This window comes from Rhodococcus sp. C1 (assembly GCF_020809065.1).
Lineage (GTDB): Bacteria > Actinomycetota > Actinomycetes > Mycobacteriales > Mycobacteriaceae > Rhodococcus_F > Rhodococcus_F qingshengii.
On the sequence record NZ_CP078080.1, the window covers coordinates 2,060,057 to 2,081,380 of the forward strand.

Below are 21,324 nucleotides of genomic sequence, written 5' to 3' on the forward strand. Positions count from 1 at the left end.
GTTTTGAGGGAACGTAATTGCGCCCTGCTGCGTCCAAGGAGTCAAAGGCCGCTCGACGTGCGAGTGGTTCCGCTGAAACTTGGGGGCGCTCGTGGATGTCGACCGCGCTGGAACAGATGAATTGGCACGCCAAGCGGTGTCGGTGGCCCAGGCTCTGCGCGATTCTGCGGACCCGATCAGGCGTCTGCGATTCAGCGGTGCCGTTTCGGGCCGTGATTACGCCGAGCATGGAGCCGCGTTGGCATCGGCATTGGCGGTCCTGAATTCACGCTTGACGGGGCGTGCCGATCTTCTCGATACGTTGGCGCCTCGGCTTTCCTCTTCGGCTGAGGTGATCGCTGAGGTGGACGATCAGGGTGCGCGGCGATTGCGAGACTCCAGCGGGTCGGTCTCATGAGACCGACGAGCGGTACCGCACAGGCAGTACCAAACAGCTACTATTGCGTCGAAGATATTCTTGCACTGCGTGATTCACGCGTGCGTCCCGACGAAATCCTGGATGCTGGTGCGAGGGGATTGCAGTTCTTCGATCGATTTCACGACCTGGCCTCTCGGTTGGGCTTCGAAGAACGGATGCTTTCGTCCTACGAGGATGCGTATCGCGCAGAGGCCGGTATCGATTTCGAGGCACTAATGCGAGATGCGTCGGACATGGCCGCAGCGGTGGACGGTTCGGTCGCCGAGATCGCGATGCTGACGACCCTGGCGGAGAATCTTCCTTCAGTGTGGAATGTTTCCGGCGTGGGTGCGGTCGTAGATCAGGCCTTCGCGGCGCGGCGTGAAGCTCGGTCCGATGCGGATTCGGCGCCACTGTTGATCACGCTGGCCGACGAGTTCGCGCGGACGGTTCGAACGGCTTTGGCAGACAAGGCTTTCAAGGTGGCAAGCCTCGACCGGGCGACGATCGGCGGTCTGGGTGCGGGGGAGATCGACCAGCTGACTCACGTCGCTTCCACCGGTCGTGGTGCGGCGCCATGGCTGGACACGGTTTTTCGTTCGGCGTATCTCGATACTCGCGATGAATTCGACAGGGCGTGTGCGGAGTGCGCGAGCGCGGTTGGTCATGCTTTTGACGCCGCGACCCAGTGGGTGACAGACGCGTTCACGTCAACCTTTCCGATCGCCGAGCCGAGTGCATCAGGTGTCGCCGCCGCTCCTGTCTCTTTCTCGATCGGCGGCAACACTTGGGGCTTCTCGATTGCGTCCGACGGTCGTGGGGTGAGTCTGGATGTTGCAGGTGCTGACGGGAACTCTGTGTCGGCCACCCTGGAGTTGAGCGAAAATGGTTGGCCGAGAATAGTGCTCGATGCCGATCCGGAGATGTCGCTGCACGAGGCGCGCCCGCAAGAAGCGTCCCAGCCTGCGACACTCCAGCCCGAAACTCCCGACCCTGAGATTCGCGAGCACGAGGTGCCGGTTGAATCCAACGCCGAGTTCTCGCCCGCGCCGGACCCGGAGCCGCCTTACACAGTCCCCGACGAGTCGATCGTGGCTCCCGACGGAGAGACGGGCGCTGAGTTGGCCGGAGCTGGTCCGCTGTGAAGTCCGTTCACGCGCCGTTCGAAGCGATCCGTCGAACCCTCGATTCTCAACTCGACGACTTCCGTGAGCGCAGAGTGGCCGCAACGAGCGCGGAATCGCACCAGGAGCCGCCGTCCGAAACGACATCCGCCGAGAATGACACGGATGGGCCGGTCAGGTCCGGCCCGTATCTGCGATCCGCGTCAGAGCCGACGCCGACGCCGCCGTGCTCGCCGCCGGAGTCGGTGGCGAGTACGGACTCCTACTTACGCAACAGCTGGCTGGCCCGCGCGTCGGAGTGAGGTTCGACCGGCAGCAACGGCGCCGTGTGCGGAATCTCGACGTCGGGATCAGCAAAATCCTTGTACTTCTTGTCGCCGGTCAGATGGAACAACAGGAAGCCCGTGAGCAGGCACCGTGTGGCGGCCTGCGTCTTGCGCTCCGATCCACCGAGGCCCAGGGCGCCGAGGAGTCGGCGGCCTTCGATCAGTCCGGCGTCTTGGGCGTCATTCACGGTACGTGCGATGACAGGACCGCCCCACTCCACGCTCAGCGGCCGGGCATTGCTGGTCAAGGAATCGACGTCGTCTTCGCCGGCGAGGATCAATCCGGGCGCTGTGATCTTCGACGCGTAGTTCTCCGCCTTGGGTGCTGTCGGGGCCGGGAACAGTGCGGCTACCGCACCGACATCCCCGCGCTGCGCTGCGGCCAGTACCGCAGCGCCCGCGCCCATGCCGTGACCGGCAAAGGCGACCCGATCGGGTTGGACGCTGATCTGGCCGGGGCCGAGTCGCACGCCGACGCAGATGTCGAGCGTCGCTCGAAGATCTGCAGCCAATCCGAGATGTGACGGGACCGGACCGCGTTCGCTGTCGGGCGCCGCTGCGACAATTCCCCAGGAAGCGAGGTGCTGGAGTGTCTGCTCGTACTTGTGGGACCCGACCATCCACCCGTGCGCGAAGGCAACGGCGGGGAGATTGAAACCGGTTTCCGGCGTGTACACGACACCCGGCTGTCCGGCCAGGGCGAGGTTGCCGCGGAGAACTCGGTGCGGGCCGCGCTTGGACAGCTCACGGGTCAGTGTCTTCAGTTTCGGTGCCACGGTTGAAGACGTTATCCGATGAGCCGCCTCGTGTATGCGGAGCGGACGCTGCAACCAGGTGCGGGAACCGCAAAATGCGCCCACCGCCGATGTCCAAGTACCCTGAGTCACCATGTGCGGAATCGTGGGATACGTCGGCCACCGCCCAGCTCTGGGCGTTGTGGTGGAGGCTTTGCGACGAATGGAGTATCGCGGGTACGACTCGTCGGGAATCGCGATTCTCGACGGAACCGGTGGGGTCGAGATCGAGCGTAAGGCCGGTAAGTTGGCCAACCTCGAGGCGGAGCTCGGCGAGTACGGTGCGGATCACTTCGTCGGTACGTCCGGTATGGGCCATACCCGTTGGGCGACGCATGGGCGTCCGACGGACCGCAATGCGCACCCGCATCGTGATGCCTCGGGCAAGCTGGCTGTCGTTCACAACGGAATCATCGAGAATTTTGCCCCGCTGCGTGCGGAGCTCGAGGCTGCAGGCGTCGAACTGCAGAGCGACACGGATTCCGAGGTCGCGGTTCACCTCGTCGCCCGGGCGTACGCCCAGGGGCCGACGGCAGGTGATTTCATCGAGAGTGCGCTGTCGGTGGTTCGTCGGTTGGAAGGTGCGTTCACGCTCGTCTTCACGCACGCTGATCATGCGGACACGATTGTCGCCGCGCGCCGCTCGACACCGCTCGTAGTCGGTGTCGGTGAGGGCGAGATGTTCCTCGGCTCCGACGTCGCTGCATTCATCGAGCACACACGCGATGCGGTTGAACTCGGACAGGATCAGGCAGTGGTGATCACTGCCGACAGCTACCGGATCTCCGACTTCGCGGGTAACGAGGCAGAAGGACGCCCGTTCCGCATCGACTGGGATCTCGCGGCCGCCGAAAAGGGTGGTCACGATTACTTCATGCTCAAGGAGATCGAAGAGCAGCCGACCGCTGTCGCCGACACGCTCCTCGGCCACTTCGAGAACGGGAAGATCGTCCTCGACGAGCAGCGGTTGTCCGATCAGGAACTGCGCGACGTCGACAAGGTGTTCGTTGTCGCTTGCGGTAGCGCTTACCACTCCGGTCTGTTGGCGAAGTACGCGATCGAGCATTGGACGCGTCTACCTGTCGAGGTCGAACTCGCCAGCGAATTCCGTTACCGCGACCCGGTTCTCGATCGCTCGACGCTTGTTGTCGCAATCTCGCAGTCGGGGGAAACGGCCGATACGCTCGAGGCTGTCAAGCACGCCAAGGACCAGAAGGCACGCGTCCTGGCGATCTGCAACACCAACGGTGCACAGATCCCGCGTGAAGCCGACGCAGTTCTCTACACGCGGGCAGGACCGGAAATCGCGGTCGCGTCCACCAAGGCGTTCCTGGCGCAGGTGACCGCGAACTACCTCGTCGGTTTGGCTTTGGCGCAGGCTCGCGGAACCAAGTATCCGGACGAGGTCGCCCGCGAGTACGCCGACCTCGAAGCGATGCCCGCATTGGTCAGCAAGGTGCTCGAGACGGCAGAACCGGTGCGCGCGTTGGCGCGCCAGTTCGCGCACGCGTCGACCGTGCTGTTCCTGGGGCGTCACGTCGGCTACCCGGTGGCGCTCGAGGGTGCGCTCAAGCTCAAGGAGCTTGCGTACATGCACGCCGAGGGCTTTGCCGCCGGTGAGCTCAAGCACGGCCCGATCGCCTTGATCGAGGAGGACCTTCCGGTCATCATCGTCATGCCGTCGCCGCAGGGCCGCGCTGTCCTGCACTCGAAGTTGGTGTCCAACATTCAGGAGATCAAGGCGCGCGGGGCGACGACTATCGTCATCGCTGAGGAAGGCGACACCGTCGCCGCGGCGCACGCGGATCACCTGATCGAGATTCCGGCGTCACCGACTCTGCTGCAGCCGTTGCTGTCCACGGTTCCGTTGCAGATCTTTGCGGCCGAGGTTGCCGCGGCGCGTGGCTATGACGTCGACAAGCCGCGTAACCTGGCGAAATCGGTTACGGTCGAGTAGCTTTCGCTAGAAAATCGGGCCCCGCAGTCGCAAGACTGTGGGGCCCGAGCGCGTTACGGCGTCTCGACGACGACGGTTCCGCGCATCTCGGGATGCGGTGTGCAGGTGTAGTCGTAGGTTCCGGGTTCGGTGAACGTGTAGGTGTAGGTTCCCGATTTCTTGAGCGGACTGCGGAGTTTGCCCTTGGCGTCCCCGAGGCCGTTGACGTCGTGGGCCATTCCGTTGTCGTCGAACACCCACGTGACCGTCTCGCCGACATTCACGGTGATGGACGCGGGGGAGTACGCCATCCCGGAGATGGTCACCACGGGTCCGCTGGCCGTCGTTTCCGGAGCCGGTGGTGTGGAGTCGGTGCCGGAACTGCACCCGACCAGACCGAGAGCGAGCACGAGACCCGCGATTGCCGGGCGAAGACGTGATTTCATGGTTTCGAGGGTAGCGACGGCAACTGAAGGGTTCCGACATGCGTGGGTACTACACAGCCGATCAGGTGCGAGCAGCTGAGGCGCCGCTGCTCGACAAGCTGCCCGACGGGGTGCTGATGCGTCGAGCGGCGTACGGTCTTGCGCGAGTAGTCGCGGACGAATTGCGTTCCCGTACAGGGTCGGTCGCGCATCGGTCGGTGACGCTTCTGGTCGGTACGGGCGACAACGGCGGTGATGCCCTGTGGGCCGGTGCGTTGCTCCGCAAACGAGGTGTGAGCGTGCGGGCCGTGTTGCTCGATCCGGCGCGCGCTCATCGGGCGGGCCTCGATGCTCTCTTGACGGCCGGCGGCCGAGTCGCCGCCGAAGTCGGGTCGCCGGATCTGGTGATCGACGGCATCGTCGGGATTTCCGGGCACGGCGGTCTACGGCCTGACGCGGCCGATCTCGTCGGCCAGGTGGATGCACCGATCGTGGCGGTCGATCTTCCGAGCGGCGTCGACGCGAACACCGGCGCAGTGGACGGCCCGTCGGTGACTGCTGATGTGACGGTCACATTCGGTGCGCTCAAGCCGGTACACGTACTCGCGGCTCCGCTGTGTGGTCGTGTCGAACTCGTGGACATCGGATTGAGCGTCGGCGAACCCGAATTCGGTTCGCTCGATCCGGCGGAGGTCGGTGCGCTGTGGCCGGTGCCCGGTCCGGAGGACGACAAGTATTCGCAGGGTGTGGTGGGCATCGTTGCGGGAAGTGAGCAGTATCCCGGCGCGGGCGTGCTCTGTACCGGTGCCGCGGTAACCGCGACCGCCGGCCTGGTCCGCTACGCCGGGCACGGCGCCACCGAGGTGCTCGCCCGGTTCCCGGAGGTGATTGCGAGTGAGACCTTCCAAGCCGCCGGGCGAGTTCAGGCGTGGGTGGTCGGCCCCGGTATGGGTACCGACGACGACGCCGCGCGACTTCTGGCGTCGGTGCTGGCTACTGATGTACCCGTTGTTGTCGATGCGGACGGACTTACCCTCCTCGCTCAGCGTCCCGAACTTGTCGCAGGCCAGACCGCGCCGACACTGTTGACGCCCCACGCCGGCGAGTTCGCTCGATTCACAACTCTTGGCGACGACAGGATCGCGGCCACGCGTGCTCTTGCCGCACGCCTCGGAGTCACGGTCCTGCTGAAGGGCCATACGACGGTGATCTCGGATCCCGGCGGTGAGGTGCTGGTCAACGATGCCGGCGGCTCCTGGGCATCGACGGCAGGTTCGGGTGACATCCTCTCCGGTGTGATCGGTGCGTTGCTGGCGGCGGGTCTGAGCCCTCTCGAAGCCGGGGCCGTCGGGGCGCGGGCTCACGCGTTGGCTGCGAACATCGCCGCTGCCGGCGGTCAGAGCGATGTCGCCGGAGCACCGATTTCGGCTTCACCCCTGCTGGGAGGTCTGCGGGAATCAGTGCGTGTGCTTCGCTCTTTTGCCCTCGATTGAGGGTGTTCAAACCCGAACACGTGTCCGATTCTGCGTGGGTGGCAGGATTGTCGCCATGACGCTTGCCCAGGGAAGAGCACCGAAGGAGCCTGCGGAGGGGAAGGCGAGCCGACTCGACGACGCAGTAGGGCCGCAGACGGAGGCAGTCGTCGATCTGGACGCGATCGCGCACAACGTGCGTGTTCTGCGTGAATTTGCCGGGGATGCAGCGTTGATGGCGGTCATCAAGGCGGACGGATACAACCACGGCGCAGTTGCGGTGGCGCGGACGGCGCTCTCGGCGGGAGCCCGGGAACTCGGCGTCACCACCATCGCGGAGGCACTGGTCCTTCGCGAGGCAGGCATCACCGCTCCCGTTCTTGCCTGGCTGCACGGCGTCGACGCCGATTTCGCCTCGGCGATCCGATCGGACGTCGAGATCGGCGTGTCCTCCCCGCGACACCTGGCCGCTGTCGTCGACGCGGCACGGGTTCTGGGACAACAGGCGATGGTGACGCTCAAGGTGGACACCGGTCTCAATCGCAACGGCGTATCGAGAACCGAGTGGCCGCAGATGCTCGACGACCTCGCCACTGCGCGGGACGTGGGCACGATCAGGCTGCGCGGAGTGTTCTCTCACCTCGCGCACTCGGACGAACCGCATCACGACGTTATCGACATGCAGAAGCAGCGTTTGATCGACGCGGTTGCCGACGTCCGCGCTCGCGGATTCGACCCCGAAGTTGTTCATCTTTCCAACTCCGCTGCTACAGTCACCCGTCCTGACCTGCGGTTTGACATGGTTCGGCCCGGAATCGCGATATATGGATTGTCTCCGGTGCCCGAACTCGGAGATTTCGGTTTACGACCGGCGATGACGCTGCGAGCGAAGGTGATTCTGGTGAAGAAGGTAGCCGCCGGAGAGGGCGTCTCCTACGGGCATCAGTGGGTCGCACCGCACGACACCACTCTTGCGCTGCTTCCCGTCGGCTACGCCGACGGTTTGTCTCGCTCACTGAGTGGCAAGTTCGAAGTGCAGTTGGGCGGTAAGCGTCGCCAGGCTGTCGGGCGAATCTGCATGGACCAGGTATTGGTGGACCTGGGTCCGGACGGTGACGGAGTTCGCGAAGGCGACACCGCGATCTTCTTCGGCAACGGCGATCACGGCGAACCCAACGCGCAGGCCTGGGCCGACGTACTCGACACCATTCATTACGAGGTCGTGACCGGGATACGTGGACGCACTGTGCGTACGTACATCGGGGGAGAGACGTCATGAAGACTGCAGGAAAGATGAGCATTCTCGGTGGCCTGCTCAGCGCCGTGGCGCTCGGCTCGATGGCCGGCGTGAACGCATTCAAGACCGCGACGCGTCCGGGCCGGGAAATCTACGCGGACGAGGACTTCGACCTCATGACGCGCGACCGCAAGAGCACGGTGCGCACCGAGGACGGTGTCGAGCTGGCAGTTCGCGAAGTGGGACCGGACGACGCTCCGCTGACAGTCGTTTTCGTGCACGGATACTGCCTGAGTGCGCTGTCCTGGCATTTCCAGCGCCGCCAGCTCGAAGAGCGATGGGGCAACAAGGTTCGCATGGTGTTCTACGACCAGCGCGGACACGGAGACTCGGGCATGCCGCGTTCGAAGAGTTGTACGGTTTCTCAGCTCGGCCGCGACCTCGCGACCGTCGTCGCGGCCAAGGTACCCAAGGGACCGATAGTTCTGGTCGGTCACTCGATGGGCGGCATGACGGTACTCGCGCTCGCCGGTCAGCGACCCGAATGGTTCGAGGGCCGAGTCATCGGCGTGGGGCTGGTCGCGACGACGGCGGCAGGCCTGGCCGAGACCGGCCTGACCCGCAATCTGCAGAATCCGATCATCGACGGATTCCGGTTGGCAGTGCGCACCTCACCAGGAATAGTTCAGCATGCCCGGGGCGCTGCGCGAGTATTGATCACGCCGATCCTGCGTGCGGCCTCGTACGGCACCGATGTCAGCCCACGGCTGCATGAACTCTCGGACGGCATGCTCGACCGCACCTCGGTTGTGACCATCGTCAATTTCCTGCGGACGTTGGAACTGCACGACGAGTCCGCTTCTCTCGAGGTCCTCGCGCACACACCGGCAGTCGTGATCTGCGGCGATCAAGACATGATGATTCCGTTCATCAGCTCCAAGCGTCTCGCTGCCGATCTCCCCGAATCCGAACTCGTGCGAGTTCACGGGGCCGGCCATCTGGTGCAGCTCGAGTTCCCGGCGATCGTGACGGACGCAATCGACAAGTTGGTGCAGCGAGCGCAGGTAGAAGAGCGGTCCGATGTCGGCTGAGAACTCCACGGGACTTCCCGTGTCCGGACAGATCACGTTGGAAACGGCCGAGGATACCGAGGCTTTCGGCCGACGCTTGGCGGCGGGACTTGTTGCCGGCGACCTGGTGGTGCTGGACGGTCCACTCGGGGCAGGCAAGACCGCGTTGACGCGCGGAATCGGCGCCGGGCTCGGGGTGCAGGGCCGGGTGACGTCCCCGACGTTCGTCATCGCTCGTGAGCATCGTCCGGGCACCCGCCCCGGCGGCGGAGTTCCCGTCGGCATGATCCACGTCGACGCATACCGGCTGGGAGACAGCGGACCGCATGCGCTCGACGAACTCGATGCCCTCGACCTCGACACCGACCTCACCGATGCAGTGGTGGTGGTCGAATGGGGTGGTGACGTCGTGGAAAGGCTCGTCGAACGGCACCTGCGAGTGCAGCTTCATCGGGAACCCGAATCGGATGTGCGGACTGCGAGTTGGTCCTGGACGTCGTGAAAGGGAGTTTGGTGTCACAGACGTCGTGAAACGGCGTTTCGTGTCACAGACGTCGTGACCCTCCCGGGCCGGAAGTAGTTCTTCACGTGCGGGTACCCTGAGAAATCGTGCTTGTTCTCGCAATTGACACCTCCACTCCGGCAGTCACTGCCGGAGTCGTCTCCCTGTCGGCTTCGTCGCCGGACCCAGTGTCACCGGACGCAGAGTCACCGGACACAGTGGAGACGCTTGCCGTGCGTGTCACGGTCAATCCTCGTGCGCACGCCGAGGTCTTGACCCCTCACGTCCTCGAATGCCTCGCCGAGGCAGGGCTCACACCGGCCGACTTGAACGCCGTCGTCGTGGGTGTCGGGCCAGGGCCGTACACCGGACTGCGTGTCGGCATGGCGACGGGCGCTGCCTTCGGTGACGCACTCGGTGTTCCCGTGTACGGCGTGTGCAGCCTCGATGCGATCGCGGCTGCGGTACCGACCACACCGAGCCTGCTCGTCGTGACTGACGCGAGGCGTCGCGAGATCTACTGGGCGCGCTATGACGGCGGAGTGCGCGTCGAAGGACCGGCTGTGAATTCCGCCGGCGACGTCGATCCTTCGCCTTCGACGCTGATTGCCGGATCCGCTTCGCACGTGGACTTCTTCGATCTACCCGTCGACCCGGCGGAGACACCTTCACCGGCCGGGTTGGTGACAGTCGCTGCTCGCGAGATCCTGTCCGGCTCGGTTCCGGCCCCGCTGGAGCCGCTGTACCTCCGACGCCCGGACGCGAAGACCCTTGCAGAACGTGGCAAGTGAGACAGAGCAGATGAAGTACAGCATCGAGCCGATGAACGTCGATGACGCCGAACGGTGCGCGGAGTTGGAGCGCGCGTTGTTCGCAGGCGACGGACCCTGGAGCGCACAAGCGTTCGTCTCGGAACTTGCAGGCGCACATAATCATTACTTCGTTGCCCGGGAGCCTGACGGTCACGTCCTCGGCTACGCCGGAGTCGCATTGTTGGGGGCGTCGCCCAACATGGAGGCCGAGGTTCACACCATCGGTACAGATCCCTCGGCTCAGCGACTCGGAATCGGCGGCGCGTTGCTCGATGCGCTTCTGACTCTGGCGGATTCACGGCAGTGCCCGGTGTTCCTGGAAGTGCGCACCGACAACGAACCTGCCATCGCGCTGTACCGGCGCGAAGGATTCGAGATCGTCGGAACGCGAAAGAAGTACTACCAGCCCAGTGGGGCAGATGCGTACACGATGAGACGGCCTGCCGTGCTCGGTGTCCGCGAAATTGAGGAGCAGCAAGCATGATCGTCATGGGTGTCGAAAGTTCTTGCGACGAAACAGGTGTCGGTATCGTCCGCTGGAACGGTGACGGAACCTGCGAATTGTTGGCCGACGAGGTGGCATCGAGCGTGGATCAGCACGCCAGGTACGGGGGAGTGGTTCCCGAAGTGGCCTCGCGGGCTCACCTCGAGGCGATCGTGCCGACGATGCGCCGTGCCCTTGCTGTCGCCGGTATCGAGAAGCCCGACGCGCTGGCCGTCACCATCGGACCCGGCCTGGCCGGCGCGCTGCTGGTCGGTGTAGCCGCAGCGAAAGCCTATGCGGCAGCATGGAACATCCCGTTCTATGCGGTCAATCATCTCGGCGGTCACGTCTCGGTGGACACTCTCGAGCACGGTCCGTTGCCCTCGTGCGTCGCATTGTTGGTCTCCGGCGGTCACACACACCTGCTTCACGTCGAAGATCTGGGCAAGCCCATTGTCGAACTGGGCACGACTGTCGACGACGCCGCCGGTGAGGCCTTCGACAAGGTGGCCAGACTGCTCGGACTCGGCTTTCCCGGTGGACCGGCACTCGATGCTGCTGCGCAAGAGGGAGATCCGAACGCAATCGCCTTCCCTCGCGGCATGACGGGGCCGCGCGATTCGCGGCACGACTTCTCGTTCTCGGGACTCAAGACGTCCGTCGCGCGCTATGTCGAATCGAAAGAGCGCGCAGGCGAGACCTTTTCGATCCCGGACATCGCTGCCTCGTTCCAGGAAGCGGTTGCAGACGTCCTGACGATGAAGGCAGTGCGTGCAGCCAAGGATGTCGGTGTTGACACGTTGGTTCTCGGCGGCGGCGCCACGGCCAATTCGCGCATCCGCTCACTCGCCGAGCAGCGCTGCACCGAAGCAGGCATCACGTTGCGCATTCCGAAACCTCGACTGTGCACGGACAACGGCGTGATGATCGCATCGTTGGCCGCTCACCTGATCGGAAACGGCGCAGGCCCTTCGGAATTGAGTGTTGCGACGGACCCGGGGCTGTCGGTCTCCGTCAGCCAGCTGATGCACTGAAAATCGGCCGACTGAGAATCAGCCGACCGGGGCCGGTTCCCGATCCGGTGTGGTCGCGGGACCGTTTTCGGGCATCGAGGTATTCGGTTCACCGGGCTTCGTTGTCGGATCACCACCACCAGGGGTAGTGATTTCGGTTTCGGTGGAACCGGATCCAGGAGTCTCCGGCGTCGTCGGGTTCTCGCCGCCGCTCTCACCCGGGCCGAGACCGCCGCCGGGGTTTGCCTCGGTCGGATCGACCGGGGGCGTCGCCTCGGTGTCCGGTAGCGTCGGCCACCACGCCGGTGGATCGGGCAGCGTGATTCCGGGAATGGTCGGCCAATTCGGAGTGGTCGTTGTCGTGGTCGGCGGCGTGGTTGTCGTCGAGGTGTCCGGGATCGGCGCAGGCGGAAGTGTGTACTGATGCGTTGTGTACGAGTGCGTGTCGTAAGGCTGCGAGTCGAACGGGGTGGTGGGATACCCGTACCGAGGATACGTGCTGCCGGCTACCGAAGGCAGAGGATCATGAGACGGAATGATCGTCGATCCGGTGCTCGGTGTCGCTTCGGGGCTCACCGTCGTCGTGGTCGACCCGGTTCCGACGGGCGAGACCGCGGTGTCGTCGGTCGGAACCAATTCCTTTGCGCCGTAACCGAGTACCAGTCCGCCGACCACGAGCGCACCGATCAACGCTCCCGATACCTTGGCGGTGGATCCGGAGCGCTGGTCACTTCCGGAGCCCAGCAGCGGGAAACGAATTGCGGTGATCGAATCTGCCAGGAGTGCAGCACCTTTGGTTGCCGCAGTCTCGGGCTCGACTATCTCGACTATGGGGACGTCGACGGCAGCGGCGACGGCGGACCGCACGGCCGGAATATGTGCGCCACCGCCGATGAGTACAACGGCACCGACGGGCCGCGGTGAGCCCTTCACGACTTCACGGATGAAGGTGACGGCGCGCTCGATATCCGGGGCGATGATGGCCTCGAACTCGTCGCGCGTGATCGCCATCGCGTCGATCGGAAGGTCGACGGTCACCTTGGTGGACGTGGACAGTTGCTCTTTGGCGACATGGCACCGGGCGGCAAGAAGTTCCGCGTCGGTGTACCGGCGCAAGTGCCCTGGCGCCTTCTCGGTCACGAAGTCGACCAATGCCCGGTCGATTCCGGCCCCTGCGAGGGCGTCGATACGGTCGGAGTGCAGAACTTCACCGGTGTGGTCGACGACGGACACCGTCAGACCTTGATCACCGACGTCCACCTGAGCTGTCGTGTCGTACCGCTCGGTTTTCCCTGTCTCGGCGAGATACGCGTGTACGGCGGCAGGTTCGGGGATTGCACGGACCTGCTTCGGCGAGCGCGAAAGAGATGACCTGATGCTCGCGAGTTGATCGTCCGTGCGATAGCTGACACCGATCGAGCGCGGCGCTTCAGATCCGTCCGTTACCTGCGTCGTCATCAGCTTGATGGATGCTCTGACAAGGTCACCGACGTTGGAATTGGCCTGATCCGCCGAGACGAAGCGAGTCTCGGCAGGCACGGCGCCTGGCGCGTTTGTGCTGGTATCGGTGTCGACGAGTGCTGAATAGACACCGGAAGATCCAGTGGAAATTCCCAGTGAACAACTCATCGCACACCTCCTCACAGTCAATTCCGGTCAATGTTCAATCGACCGCCGTTATATGAACGTTACAGAAGGTTCGTGAGGATTGCTCAGTGCTTTTCGTCTCCGTGACGTCCTTTTCGGACCGAAAGGGTGGTTTTACCTGCGAAATTGTCGATCATTGATTCATGCGGAAAAAAGGCGATTCTCCCCACATCGACCGGGAACGACGACGCGCGCTGATCCGTGGTGCAGTGCTTCGACCCACGCTGACGGTGATCGCCTTCGGATGCGCGTATTTCTTTCTGCCGTGGATCGATGTACATACCGCCAGTGCAATCTTCCTCTTGATCGGTGGAGGCGCCGCGGTACTTGCCGTGACCACCTGGCAGGTGTGGCGAATTCTGCGTTCCGATGTGCCATCTCTGCAGGCGGTCGAAGCTGTGGCGGTGGTGATGCCGACGTACTTGTTGTTGGTGTCCATCACCTATTTTTCGGTCGAGCATGCAAGCCCTGGCAGTTTCACCGAACCGCTGTCGCGTATGGCGGCGCTGTACTTTTCGTTGTCCGTCTTCTCGACAGTCGGATTCGGTGACATCGCCGCGCAGACGGACCTTGCCCGGGGGCTCGTGAGCCTTCAGATCGTCTGCAATCTGGTGTTGATCGGATTCGGCGTTCGATTCGTCGTTGCCGCAGTGTCGTGGGCGAAAGCGCACCGCTCGCCTTCGAGCGGACCTGAAATCACCTAGGACACTGCGGCAATCGGAGTCATCGTCCGGTTTGGACCAACAATTCGACGTTCTGGTCGACGCCGGTACCCGTCAGCTTCGGGTCGCGGTGGATGTCGTTGAACGACAGTTCGCGGTACAGCGAGGCGAGCCCGGCTGCCGACTTGTCGCTGTAGTCGACGGAATTGGGACTCTCCGCCTCGAAGAGCGTCGCAAGCAACGACACCGTTCCGTCATGGTTGTCCGCGATCTCGATGATGCGTCCGAGTTGCGGGTAGTCGATGTGAGAGGCGGTGTTGATCTCCCAGAAGCCCTGCTCGGGGGTCGCGCCGGGCCACGGGGTGATCTTGTTCTCGTGGGTGTGTCCGTTGACCCAGGCAAGTACGTTCGGGAAACGATGCAGCAAGTCGAGAAGCTGTGAACCGCGCAGGCGTGGCTCGAGGACGTTCTCGGGGTCGGGAATGAGATTGTCCATCGTGTCGCTCGTGTGGTGACTGAACAGCACGAAATACGTGTCACCTCGCGACTCGGTGACGCGAGAGCCCGCGGCGTCGTAGTAGGTGCTGCTGCCGGCGCGCAGGGTGTTCTCGATCCACTGGAACTGAGCGGCGCCCAGCGAACCGTCGACGAGGCCCGCGCGGTTGGTGGAGTCCATGCTGATGCCGACGACGCCCGGTGCGATCTCGAACGAGTAGTAACCGATACCGGTGTCGCCGGCGTCGGGGGCGAAACCGTGTCCGACGGGGCCGGGACCGGTGTGCGCGGGATCAAGATGTGCGGCGATGAACTGTCGCGGTGTGAACGGCGCGCGCGACGGGTCGGGGGTGACCTGGCGCGGCGGCGTCGTGAAGGCGGACAGGATTCCGGGTATCGCACTGGGATCGAACTTGGTGGCGACGTCGATCTGCTTGGCCTGCTCCGGTGAACCGGGCACCTCGAACTTGAGAGATCCCGTGTACATCGCTTCGAGCGGCGGGATGCCGCTGGGCACCGTGCCGGACACCGAATCGTCGTGGTTGCCGAACACGCAGTACCAAGGGGTGTTCAGGCCGGGGCTCGACACGGGCGTGAAAGCGGCACCGAAGAAATCGGGGATCTCCGGGAATCCGGCCTTCTTGTACATGTCGAGCATCGGTGACTCGGGGTTCCAGTAGAGATCGGCACCCGAGTTCTGTACACCCTCGTAGCGGTCCTTGGCACCGGTATTGGCGACGACGGTTCCGCCGTTGAGTGAGGTGAGGAACCAGTCGAGTTCGGCGAATTCCTTGTTGTCCGTGTTGTCGCCGGTGGTGACGACGGCATCGAAGGGTCGCGACGTGTGCGGGCCACTGCCGATCGAATTGACCCGGCGGACAAGTGAAATCAGCCCGTGCGCCGTCAGGGTCTCCTGGGGGCGGAACGCCGAGCCGGTGATCTGGTGGACGTACTCGAATCGCATGGGGGACTGGGCGTCGACGATGTGGACGTCGGTCAACTGCACGAGTGAGGCGAGCGCGGTGCGTCGGTCCTCGCGTCCCGACTTCGGCTCGGCCAACTCGCTGCGCACGATGTTCGCCCAACCGGGTCCGGCGGTGAGCTTGGTGTAGCCGCTGCTGCTGACGGGGGTGGACACGGACTCGAGAGTGGTGCCAGGACCTGACGTCGGAATGGTCGACGCGCCTGCATATTGCAGGCCCCACGGCTTGCCAAGGCTGACCGCGCCGACGGCGCCGAGTCCGGCGAAGGTCAGAAAACTACGGCGATTGATGTTCGTCACGAAGTGAACAATAGGTGAACGTGGTGGACGGCTGTCCTGTTTCGCTCTGGACGAAGAGAAAAATGCGCCCAGTCCTTGAGGGTTGGCACTCTCACGTATAGAGTGCCAATTGGCGCTGATCGAGTTCCGGCACCCGCGACGACGGGACTGCAGTGACGCGCCGTAAACGGCATACCCAAACAGCTGTCCGAGGATCGCCTCGGACGCACATACCCCAAAGTGGAGGGCTCATCGTGGCGAGCGTCAACATCAAGCCGCTCGAGGACAAGATCCTCGTCCAGGCCAACGAGGCTGAAACGACGACGGCTTCCGGCCTGGTCATTCCTGACACAGCCAAGGAAAAGCCCCAGGAGGGCACCGTCGTTGCAGTCGGCGAAGGCCGCGTCAACGAGCAGGGCAACCGCATCCCGGTCGACGTCAAGGAGGGTGACACGGTCATCTACTCCAAGTACGGCGGAACCGAGATCAAGTACGCCGGCCAGGAATACCTGATCCTGTCGGCACGCGACGTGCTGGCTGTCGTCTCCAAGTAAGACACACGTGATCCGCCCCGGAGTCCACACAGGATCCCGGGGCGGAATGCGTTCACGCCCCGAAGATTCAGGAGCTGACAGAACAGATGTCCAAGCAAATTGCGTTCAACGAGACCGCACGCCGCGCTCTCGAAGCCGGAGTCGACAAGCTTGCCGACGCCGTCAAGGTGACCTTGGGCCCGCGTGGACGCCACGTCGTGCTCGCCAAGGCATTCGGCGGCCCCACCGTCACCAACGACGGTGTGAGCATCGCCCGTGAGATCGAGCTCGAAGATCCCTTCGAGAACCTCGGCGCGCAGCTCGTCAAGAGCGTCGCCACCAAGACCAACGATGTTGCCGGCGACGGCACCACCACCGCGACCGTTCTGGCCCAGGCCATCGTCCGCGGCGGACTCAAGAACATCGCAGCGGGCGCGAACCCGATGGCTCTCGGCGTCGGCATCAACGCCGCAGCCGACAAGGTCGTCGAGGAACTGCTCGCCGCAGCCACCCCCGTCGAGGGCGAGAAGTCGATCGCTCAGGTCGCCACCGTCTCCTCGCGTGACGAAGAGATCGGCAAGCTCGTCGGCGAGGCACTCACCCGTGTCGGAACCGACGGCGTCGTGACGGTCGAGGAATCCTCCACCGTTGCAACCGAACTCGTTGTCACCGAAGGTGTTCAGTTCGACAAGGGCTACCTCTCGCCCTACTTCGTCACCGACATCGATGCGCAGAAGGCCGTCTACGAAGACGCGCTGATCCTGCTCTTCCGCGAGAAGATCAGCTCACTTCCCGACTTCCTTCCGCTGCTCGAGAAGGTTGCCGAATCCGGCAAGCCGCTCTTGATCATCGCCGAGGACGTCGAGGGTGAAGTTCTCTCCACCCTCGTGGTCAACTCCATCCGCAAGACCATCAAGGCCGTCGCCGTCAAGGCGCCGTTCTTCGGTGATCGTCGCAAGGCATTCCTCGACGACCTCGCAGTCGTCACGGCAGGCACCGTCATCAACACCGACGTCGGCCTCTCGCTCAAGGAAGCCGGCCTCGAGCTGCTCGGCAGCGCTCGCCGCGTTGTCGTCACCAAGGACGAGACGGTCATCGTCGACGGTGCAGGCACCGCTGACGACATCGCGACCCGCGTTGCGCAGCTGCGTCGCGAGATCGAGAACACCGATTCGGATTGGGACCGCGAGAAGCTCGAAGAGCGTCTGGCGAAGCTGTCCGGCGGCGTGGCCGTCATCAAGGTCGGCGCAGCCACCGAAACCGATCTGAAGGAACGCAAGTTCCGCGTCGAGGATGCGGTCAACGCAGCCAAGGCAGCAGTTTCCGAGGGCATCGTCCCCGGTGGCGGATCGGCTCTCGTTCAGGCCGGTACGGCTCTGATCGGGAACCTCGGCTTGACGGGTGACGAGGCCACCGGCGTTGCCGTGGTCCGCGAAGCCCTCAACGCTCCGTTGTTCTGGATCTCCAGCAACGCAGGCATCGACGGTTCCGTCGTTGTCAGCAAGGTCGCCGAGATGACCAAGGGCGAAGGCTTCAACGCTGCCACCCTCACCTACGGCAACCTGCTTGCCGACGGCGTCGTCGACCCGGTCAAGGTCACTCGCTCGGCAGTGGTCAACGCCGCTTCCGTCGCGCGCATGATCCTCACGACCGAGAGCGCCGTCGTCGAGAAGCCGACCGAGGAAGTTGCCGACACCGGACACGGTCACAGCCACTGACTCGCTGCTCGTAGTTTCGACAAAGAAGAGATCCCCCACCGGATTCCGGTGGGGGATCTTTTTTCGTCTGGCGATCAGATGAGCGGGATCGTTGCGAACGGCTCGCTCGTCGGCTGCTGCGATCCGCCGGGCGGTTCGACAGTGAACGCCAACTTCGTATTCGGACCGATGCCGTCGAGCACCACCTGGGTAGTGGGTTTGACGTCGCCCGGAGCCATCGTCCCCATCGGGATCATCGTGGTGTCGTCGGTGTCGCCCGGCACCAGCCACATCTGGTAGACGGTATCCGGACTCGGGGGAGTCACATCGTTCATCACGAGGACTGCGGCGTCTTCGGAGGGCGAGAACAGCGTCGTGGCACTACCGCCGCCCGGGATTTCACGCGTCGTGGCATGAACGTCGGGTGCTGCCATGATTTCGGACGCGGGGTTTTGCGGCGGCGTGTTGTCGGACAGCGTGCGCCCGATTCCGATGCCGCCGACCAGGATTGCGACTGCGGCGGCCGCCGCAAGAGCCACGGTCCACGGGCGTCGACGGTTACGGCGCTCGGCCAGCGAAACGGGGGCATTGGGAGCAGCGGCCTGCTCTGCGATCGAGGCAAGGACGCTGCTGCGCAGCGACGGCGGGGGCTCGACGGCGTCGACGACGGTCATCGCGGCCATGGTTTCGGCGGTGAGCCGGACCTGGGCGTCGAATTCGGCGTGGGTCGCGGAGTCCGAAGCGGCAAGTCGTTTGTCGACCTCACGGCGCTCGTCGAGGTCCAACGCATCGATCGCGTAGGCGTACGCGTAGTCGATCAGCTCTTCGTCCATCTCACATCACCCCCAAACATCCACGTAGGCGCAGTAGTCCGTCGCGAATTCGCGACTTGATCGTGGGAATCGCCACGCCGAGATCTTCGGCCACCTCGCGGTACGTTCGGCCGCCGTAATAGGCGAGAGTCACCGATTGGCGCTGAGTGTCCGTCAGCGTTTCGAGACAGTCGGTGACAGCACGATGCTCGTCTCTTCGTGTCACTTCGTCGCTGACGACGTCGAACTCGGGAGTGGCATTGGTGGTGTCGTAGAGAGCCTGTCGATCCGAACTCGACTGTTCTGAGCGCACGCGATCCACTGCGCGCCGGTGGGCAAGTGTCAGGAGCCAGGAGAGCGCGGACCCCTTGGCGGGGTCGAAGCTGTCGGCTGATTTCCAGGCTTGGAGGTAGACCTCTTGGACCGCTTCCTCGGAGAAACCTGGATCACGGAGTACACGAAGAACCATGCCGTACACACGGGAGCTGGTTCGGTCGTAGAACTCGGCGAAGGCGCTCTGGTCGCCACCGGCGACGTTCGCGAGGATCACTGCCAGCTCGCGTGATTCCGCGATGCGCGCGGTGCGGGCCGCAGAATTGTCCGTCGGGCATGCGTCGGCCGCATCCGACGCATGGTCTGGCTCGCTCACGAAGAGTTGTCTCGCTTCATCGCGTACAACCGTAGCGTGCATGTCCGGTTCTTTTCTCTTGGCCCGCCGTTGGCCGCTGTGCGCCTTTATTAACCGCGGGGGGTTGATAAAGGCGCACAGCAGGTGGGGACTACTGCGGCATCAGCACCGAATCGATGAGGTAGACGGTGGCGTTTGCGGTCTTGACTCCACCGCAGACGACAGTCGCGTCGTTGACCTTGATGTTGTCACCGGATCCGGTGACGGTGACCGTTCCGCCCTCGGCGGTGGGGTGCGTTCCGTCGATCGCGTCAGGGGCGATCTGGCCGGGAACCACGTGGTAGGTGAGGATCTTGGTCAGCGTGGCGCTGTCCGTCTTGAGGCTGTCGATCGTGGCGGGGTCGATCTTGGCGAATGCCGAGTCGATCGGTGCGAAGACGGTGAACTCGCCACCGTTGAGAGTGTCGACCAGGTTGACGTCCGGGTTGAGCTGGCCGGAGACCGCCGCGGTCAAGGTGGTGAGCAACGGATTGTTGGACGCCGCTGTGGCAACCGGATCCTGGGCCATTCCGCTGACCGATCCGGCGCCGCTCGGCACTGCAGCTGCATAGTCGGCACAACCTGCACCGACCAGATCAGAAGCAGGCTCCGCCATCGCGCTGCTGGGAGACATGCTCGATCCCATGGCAGAAGACGTCATGGCGGCGCTGGACGTGTCGGTCGACGAATCGTTGTCGTCCGAGGAGCAACCGACCACGCCGAAGACGGCGAAAGAGGCTGCTGCGGTGACTGCCAGAACTCGAGTAGAGGTGTTCATGGGTCTGCCTTCCTGAAGGGATGTGCTGAGGTGCACTGTCAGAAGGCATTCGGAGGCGGGCGTCGGTCGGATGGGTCGTGTCGGAAATTCTTTTCGACGGTGTCCCGTCCACACGCAAAAGCCCCCGAAAACTCTCGGGGGCCTAGTGCGCTCTACCTACGTGTATCAGGAAGCTATGCGGGTGGTGCGACGGTGGCGCGCGTGTAGTTCACGTTCGGTTTCCGACATTCCTCCCCAGATGCCGTACGGCTCGGCGACGGTCAGCGCGTGGCTGCGGCACTGCATCAGGACCGGGCACTGACGGCACATCGCTTTTGCGCGGGTTTCGCGCTGGGCACGTGCTCTACCGCGTTCGCCATCGGGATGGAAGAACATGGAGGAGTCGACTCCGCGGCACAGACCGTGCATCTGCCAGTCCCAGATGTCTGCGTTGGGGCCTGGAAGGTGATTCGGTGCAGGCATGTTGACTCCTTACTGCAAGCTCGCGTTGATCAACGAGCGGACCAAGTTGCCCGGAGGTTATCCGGGCCTTCTGAATCGTTCACGCTTGCTAACCGTAAGGGTGCTGAGTAAATCGCGTCAATAGGCTCGTTCAGTGGCGATCGGCATATATCGAAATGCGAGAGTTAACGAAGTATATATTTACATTTCGGGCTCCTCGTGCGTTGTTCTGCGCCGATGTCGAAATTGGGTCGATCGAGGTGGCGGCCGGCAAGCCTGGCTGCTCGAGATGCGAAACCCACAGATCAGGGATATGTTCGAGGCTGATCGCCCGGCGAAATCACTCAGTCATTCGGCTCGGTTTGCGTCATTTGTCCGATATTGCGTGGGCGTGGTTGCACTCCATTTCGGGACTTAGTGCCCAAGTTTCAACTAGGACATCCGTCCAATAAGTAATGCGCAGTTAACGTCACGGATATATGCCCGTTAAATATCATTACGAGTACATTTGGCAAATCTCAGTTGAATATCTGATTAACTCCGACAAACTTGCCTTTTCGTGTTTCGTGCGACTTTTGGCATCGTTGGTGTGACGCCGGTCGTGCGAATGTCTGCTCGTGCTGCTGCGATGATCAACCTGTGTCGACACCTGCGCGCCCTCAATCACCTGTGCCCAACGAAACAACTGCACTTCCAGGGTCCCTCGAGTCTGCCGCGTTCGGTGCGGATCCGGATCTCG

General features: G+C 63.5%; 21 protein-coding genes. 13 read left to right on the forward strand and 8 right to left on the reverse strand.

What is annotated here, in order from left to right; translation table 11 throughout:
• The first annotated feature begins 91 nt into the window (after nucleotides 1–91).
• Nucleotides 92–397: a hypothetical protein gene (locus KTR60_RS09480; RefSeq protein WP_162114143.1), complete on the forward strand. Its 306-nt coding sequence runs from the start codon at nucleotides 92–94 to the stop codon at nucleotides 395–397.
• 80 nt (nucleotides 398–477) lie between these two features.
• Entirely contained in the window at nucleotides 478–1,542 is a 1,065-nt protein-coding gene (locus KTR60_RS09485) for a hypothetical protein (protein ID WP_228402063.1), read from the forward strand.
• Nucleotides 1,543–1,783: 241 nt separating this feature from the next.
• Here KTR60_RS09485 and KTR60_RS09490 read toward each other — a convergent pair whose 3' ends face one another.
• Nucleotides 1,784–2,623, reverse strand: a complete 840-nt coding sequence (locus KTR60_RS09490; protein ID WP_003941000.1) for a chlorophyllase/cutinase-like alpha/beta fold protein — start codon at nucleotides 2,621–2,623, stop codon at nucleotides 1,784–1,786.
• Nucleotides 2,624–2,735: 112 nt separating this feature from the next.
• On the opposite strand from KTR60_RS09490, the gene glmS reads away from it, so the two are divergent.
• The gene (gene glmS / locus KTR60_RS09495) at nucleotides 2,736–4,598 is read left to right on the forward strand and encodes a glutamine--fructose-6-phosphate transaminase (isomerizing) (RefSeq protein WP_003940837.1); all 1,863 of its coding nucleotides are present in this window, start codon (nucleotides 2,736–2,738) and stop codon (nucleotides 4,596–4,598) included.
• Between the two features lie 53 nt (nucleotides 4,599–4,651).
• Here glmS and KTR60_RS09500 read toward each other — a convergent pair whose 3' ends face one another.
• Nucleotides 4,652–5,023, reverse strand: a complete 372-nt coding sequence (locus KTR60_RS09500) for a plastocyanin/azurin family copper-binding protein (protein ID WP_003940908.1) — start codon at nucleotides 5,021–5,023, stop codon at nucleotides 4,652–4,654.
• A gap of 38 nt (nucleotides 5,024–5,061) precedes the next feature.
• Between KTR60_RS09500 and KTR60_RS09505 the strand changes: the two genes are divergently transcribed.
• The 7 genes from KTR60_RS09505 to tsaD all read left to right on the forward strand — a co-directional run bounded on the left by KTR60_RS09505 (nucleotide 5,062) and on the right by tsaD (nucleotide 11,613).
• Entirely contained in the window at nucleotides 5,062–6,495 is a 1,434-nt protein-coding gene (locus KTR60_RS09505) for an NAD(P)H-hydrate dehydratase (protein WP_228402064.1), read from the forward strand.
• Between the two features lie 55 nt (nucleotides 6,496–6,550).
• On the forward strand, nucleotides 6,551–7,753 hold the full coding sequence (alr, locus tag KTR60_RS09510; protein ID WP_050655850.1) for an alanine racemase: 1,203 nt from the start codon (nucleotides 6,551–6,553) through the stop codon (nucleotides 7,751–7,753).
• Nucleotides 7,750–8,802: an alpha/beta fold hydrolase gene (locus tag KTR60_RS09515; protein ID WP_228402065.1), complete on the forward strand. Its 1,053-nt coding sequence runs from the start codon at nucleotides 7,750–7,752 to the stop codon at nucleotides 8,800–8,802. The genes alr and KTR60_RS09515 overlap by 4 nt, the downstream gene beginning before the upstream one ends.
• Nucleotides 8,792–9,283 (forward strand): tRNA (adenosine(37)-N6)-threonylcarbamoyltransferase complex ATPase subunit type 1 TsaE, encoded by a 492-nt coding sequence (gene tsaE, locus KTR60_RS09520; RefSeq protein ID WP_003940673.1) that lies wholly within the window; start codon nucleotides 8,792–8,794, stop codon nucleotides 9,281–9,283. Before KTR60_RS09515 ends, tsaE begins: the two co-directional genes overlap by 11 nt.
• 107 nt (nucleotides 9,284–9,390) lie before the next feature.
• Nucleotides 9,391–10,074 (forward strand): tRNA (adenosine(37)-N6)-threonylcarbamoyltransferase complex dimerization subunit type 1 TsaB, encoded by a 684-nt coding sequence (gene tsaB, locus KTR60_RS09525; RefSeq protein WP_054188122.1) that lies wholly within the window; start codon nucleotides 9,391–9,393, stop codon nucleotides 10,072–10,074.
• A 10-nt stretch (nucleotides 10,075–10,084) separates the two neighbouring features.
• Entirely contained in the window at nucleotides 10,085–10,579 is a 495-nt protein-coding gene (gene rimI, locus KTR60_RS09530) for a ribosomal protein S18-alanine N-acetyltransferase (protein WP_003940971.1), read from the forward strand.
• Nucleotides 10,576–11,613 (forward strand): tRNA (adenosine(37)-N6)-threonylcarbamoyltransferase complex transferase subunit TsaD, encoded by a 1,038-nt coding sequence (tsaD, locus tag KTR60_RS09535; RefSeq protein ID WP_003940730.1) that lies wholly within the window; start codon nucleotides 10,576–10,578, stop codon nucleotides 11,611–11,613. Before rimI ends, tsaD begins: the two co-directional genes overlap by 4 nt.
• A gap of 18 nt (nucleotides 11,614–11,631) precedes the next feature.
• Here tsaD and KTR60_RS09540 read toward each other — a convergent pair whose 3' ends face one another.
• Nucleotides 11,632–13,221, reverse strand: coding sequence for an Hsp70 family protein (locus KTR60_RS09540; protein WP_228402066.1), 1,590 nt, complete (start codon nucleotides 13,219–13,221; stop codon nucleotides 11,632–11,634).
• A 161-nt stretch (nucleotides 13,222–13,382) separates the two neighbouring features.
• Here KTR60_RS09540 and KTR60_RS09545 point away from each other — a divergent pair, with 161 nt between their 5' ends.
• Complete coding sequence (locus KTR60_RS09545) at nucleotides 13,383–13,943, forward strand: potassium channel family protein (RefSeq protein WP_007728612.1); 561 nt, start codon at nucleotides 13,383–13,385, stop codon at nucleotides 13,941–13,943.
• Nucleotides 13,944–13,962: 19 nt separating this feature from the next.
• On the opposite strand, the gene KTR60_RS09550 is transcribed toward KTR60_RS09545, so the two are convergent.
• Nucleotides 13,963–15,678 carry a TIGR03767 family metallophosphoesterase gene (locus tag KTR60_RS09550; protein ID WP_228402067.1) on the reverse strand — a complete coding sequence of 572 codons (1,716 nt, stop codon included), beginning with the start codon at nucleotides 15,676–15,678 and terminating at the stop codon, nucleotides 13,963–13,965.
• 233 nt (nucleotides 15,679–15,911) lie between these two features.
• On the opposite strand from KTR60_RS09550, the gene groES reads away from it, so the two are divergent.
• Both groES and groL read left to right on the forward strand, forming a co-directional pair.
• A complete protein-coding gene (gene groES / locus KTR60_RS09555) occupies nucleotides 15,912–16,211 on the forward strand; it encodes a co-chaperone GroES (RefSeq protein WP_003940763.1) in 300 nt (99 codons plus the stop codon).
• Nucleotides 16,212–16,297: 86 nt separating this feature from the next.
• Nucleotides 16,298–17,908: a chaperonin GroEL gene (gene groL, locus KTR60_RS09560; protein WP_003940715.1), complete on the forward strand. Its 1,611-nt coding sequence runs from the start codon at nucleotides 16,298–16,300 to the stop codon at nucleotides 17,906–17,908.
• A gap of 74 nt (nucleotides 17,909–17,982) precedes the next feature.
• On the opposite strand, the gene KTR60_RS09565 is transcribed toward groL, so the two are convergent.
• The 4 genes from KTR60_RS09565 to KTR60_RS09580 all read right to left on the reverse strand — a co-directional run bounded on the left by KTR60_RS09565 (nucleotide 17,983) and on the right by KTR60_RS09580 (nucleotide 20,606).
• A complete protein-coding gene (locus KTR60_RS09565) occupies nucleotides 17,983–18,720 on the reverse strand; it encodes an anti-sigma factor domain-containing protein (RefSeq protein WP_054188123.1) in 738 nt (245 codons plus the stop codon).
• A 1-nt stretch (nucleotide 18,721) separates the two neighbouring features.
• Nucleotides 18,722–19,390, reverse strand: coding sequence for a sigma-70 family RNA polymerase sigma factor (locus tag KTR60_RS09570; protein ID WP_007728615.1), 669 nt, complete (start codon nucleotides 19,388–19,390; stop codon nucleotides 18,722–18,724).
• Nucleotides 19,391–19,478: 88 nt separating this feature from the next.
• Nucleotides 19,479–20,144, reverse strand: coding sequence for a fasciclin domain-containing protein (locus KTR60_RS09575; RefSeq protein WP_007728616.1), 666 nt, complete (start codon nucleotides 20,142–20,144; stop codon nucleotides 19,479–19,481).
• A 165-nt stretch (nucleotides 20,145–20,309) separates the two neighbouring features.
• Entirely contained in the window at nucleotides 20,310–20,606 is a 297-nt protein-coding gene (locus KTR60_RS09580; protein WP_228402068.1) for a WhiB family transcriptional regulator, read from the reverse strand.
• Nucleotides 20,607–21,324 lie beyond the last annotated feature (718 nt).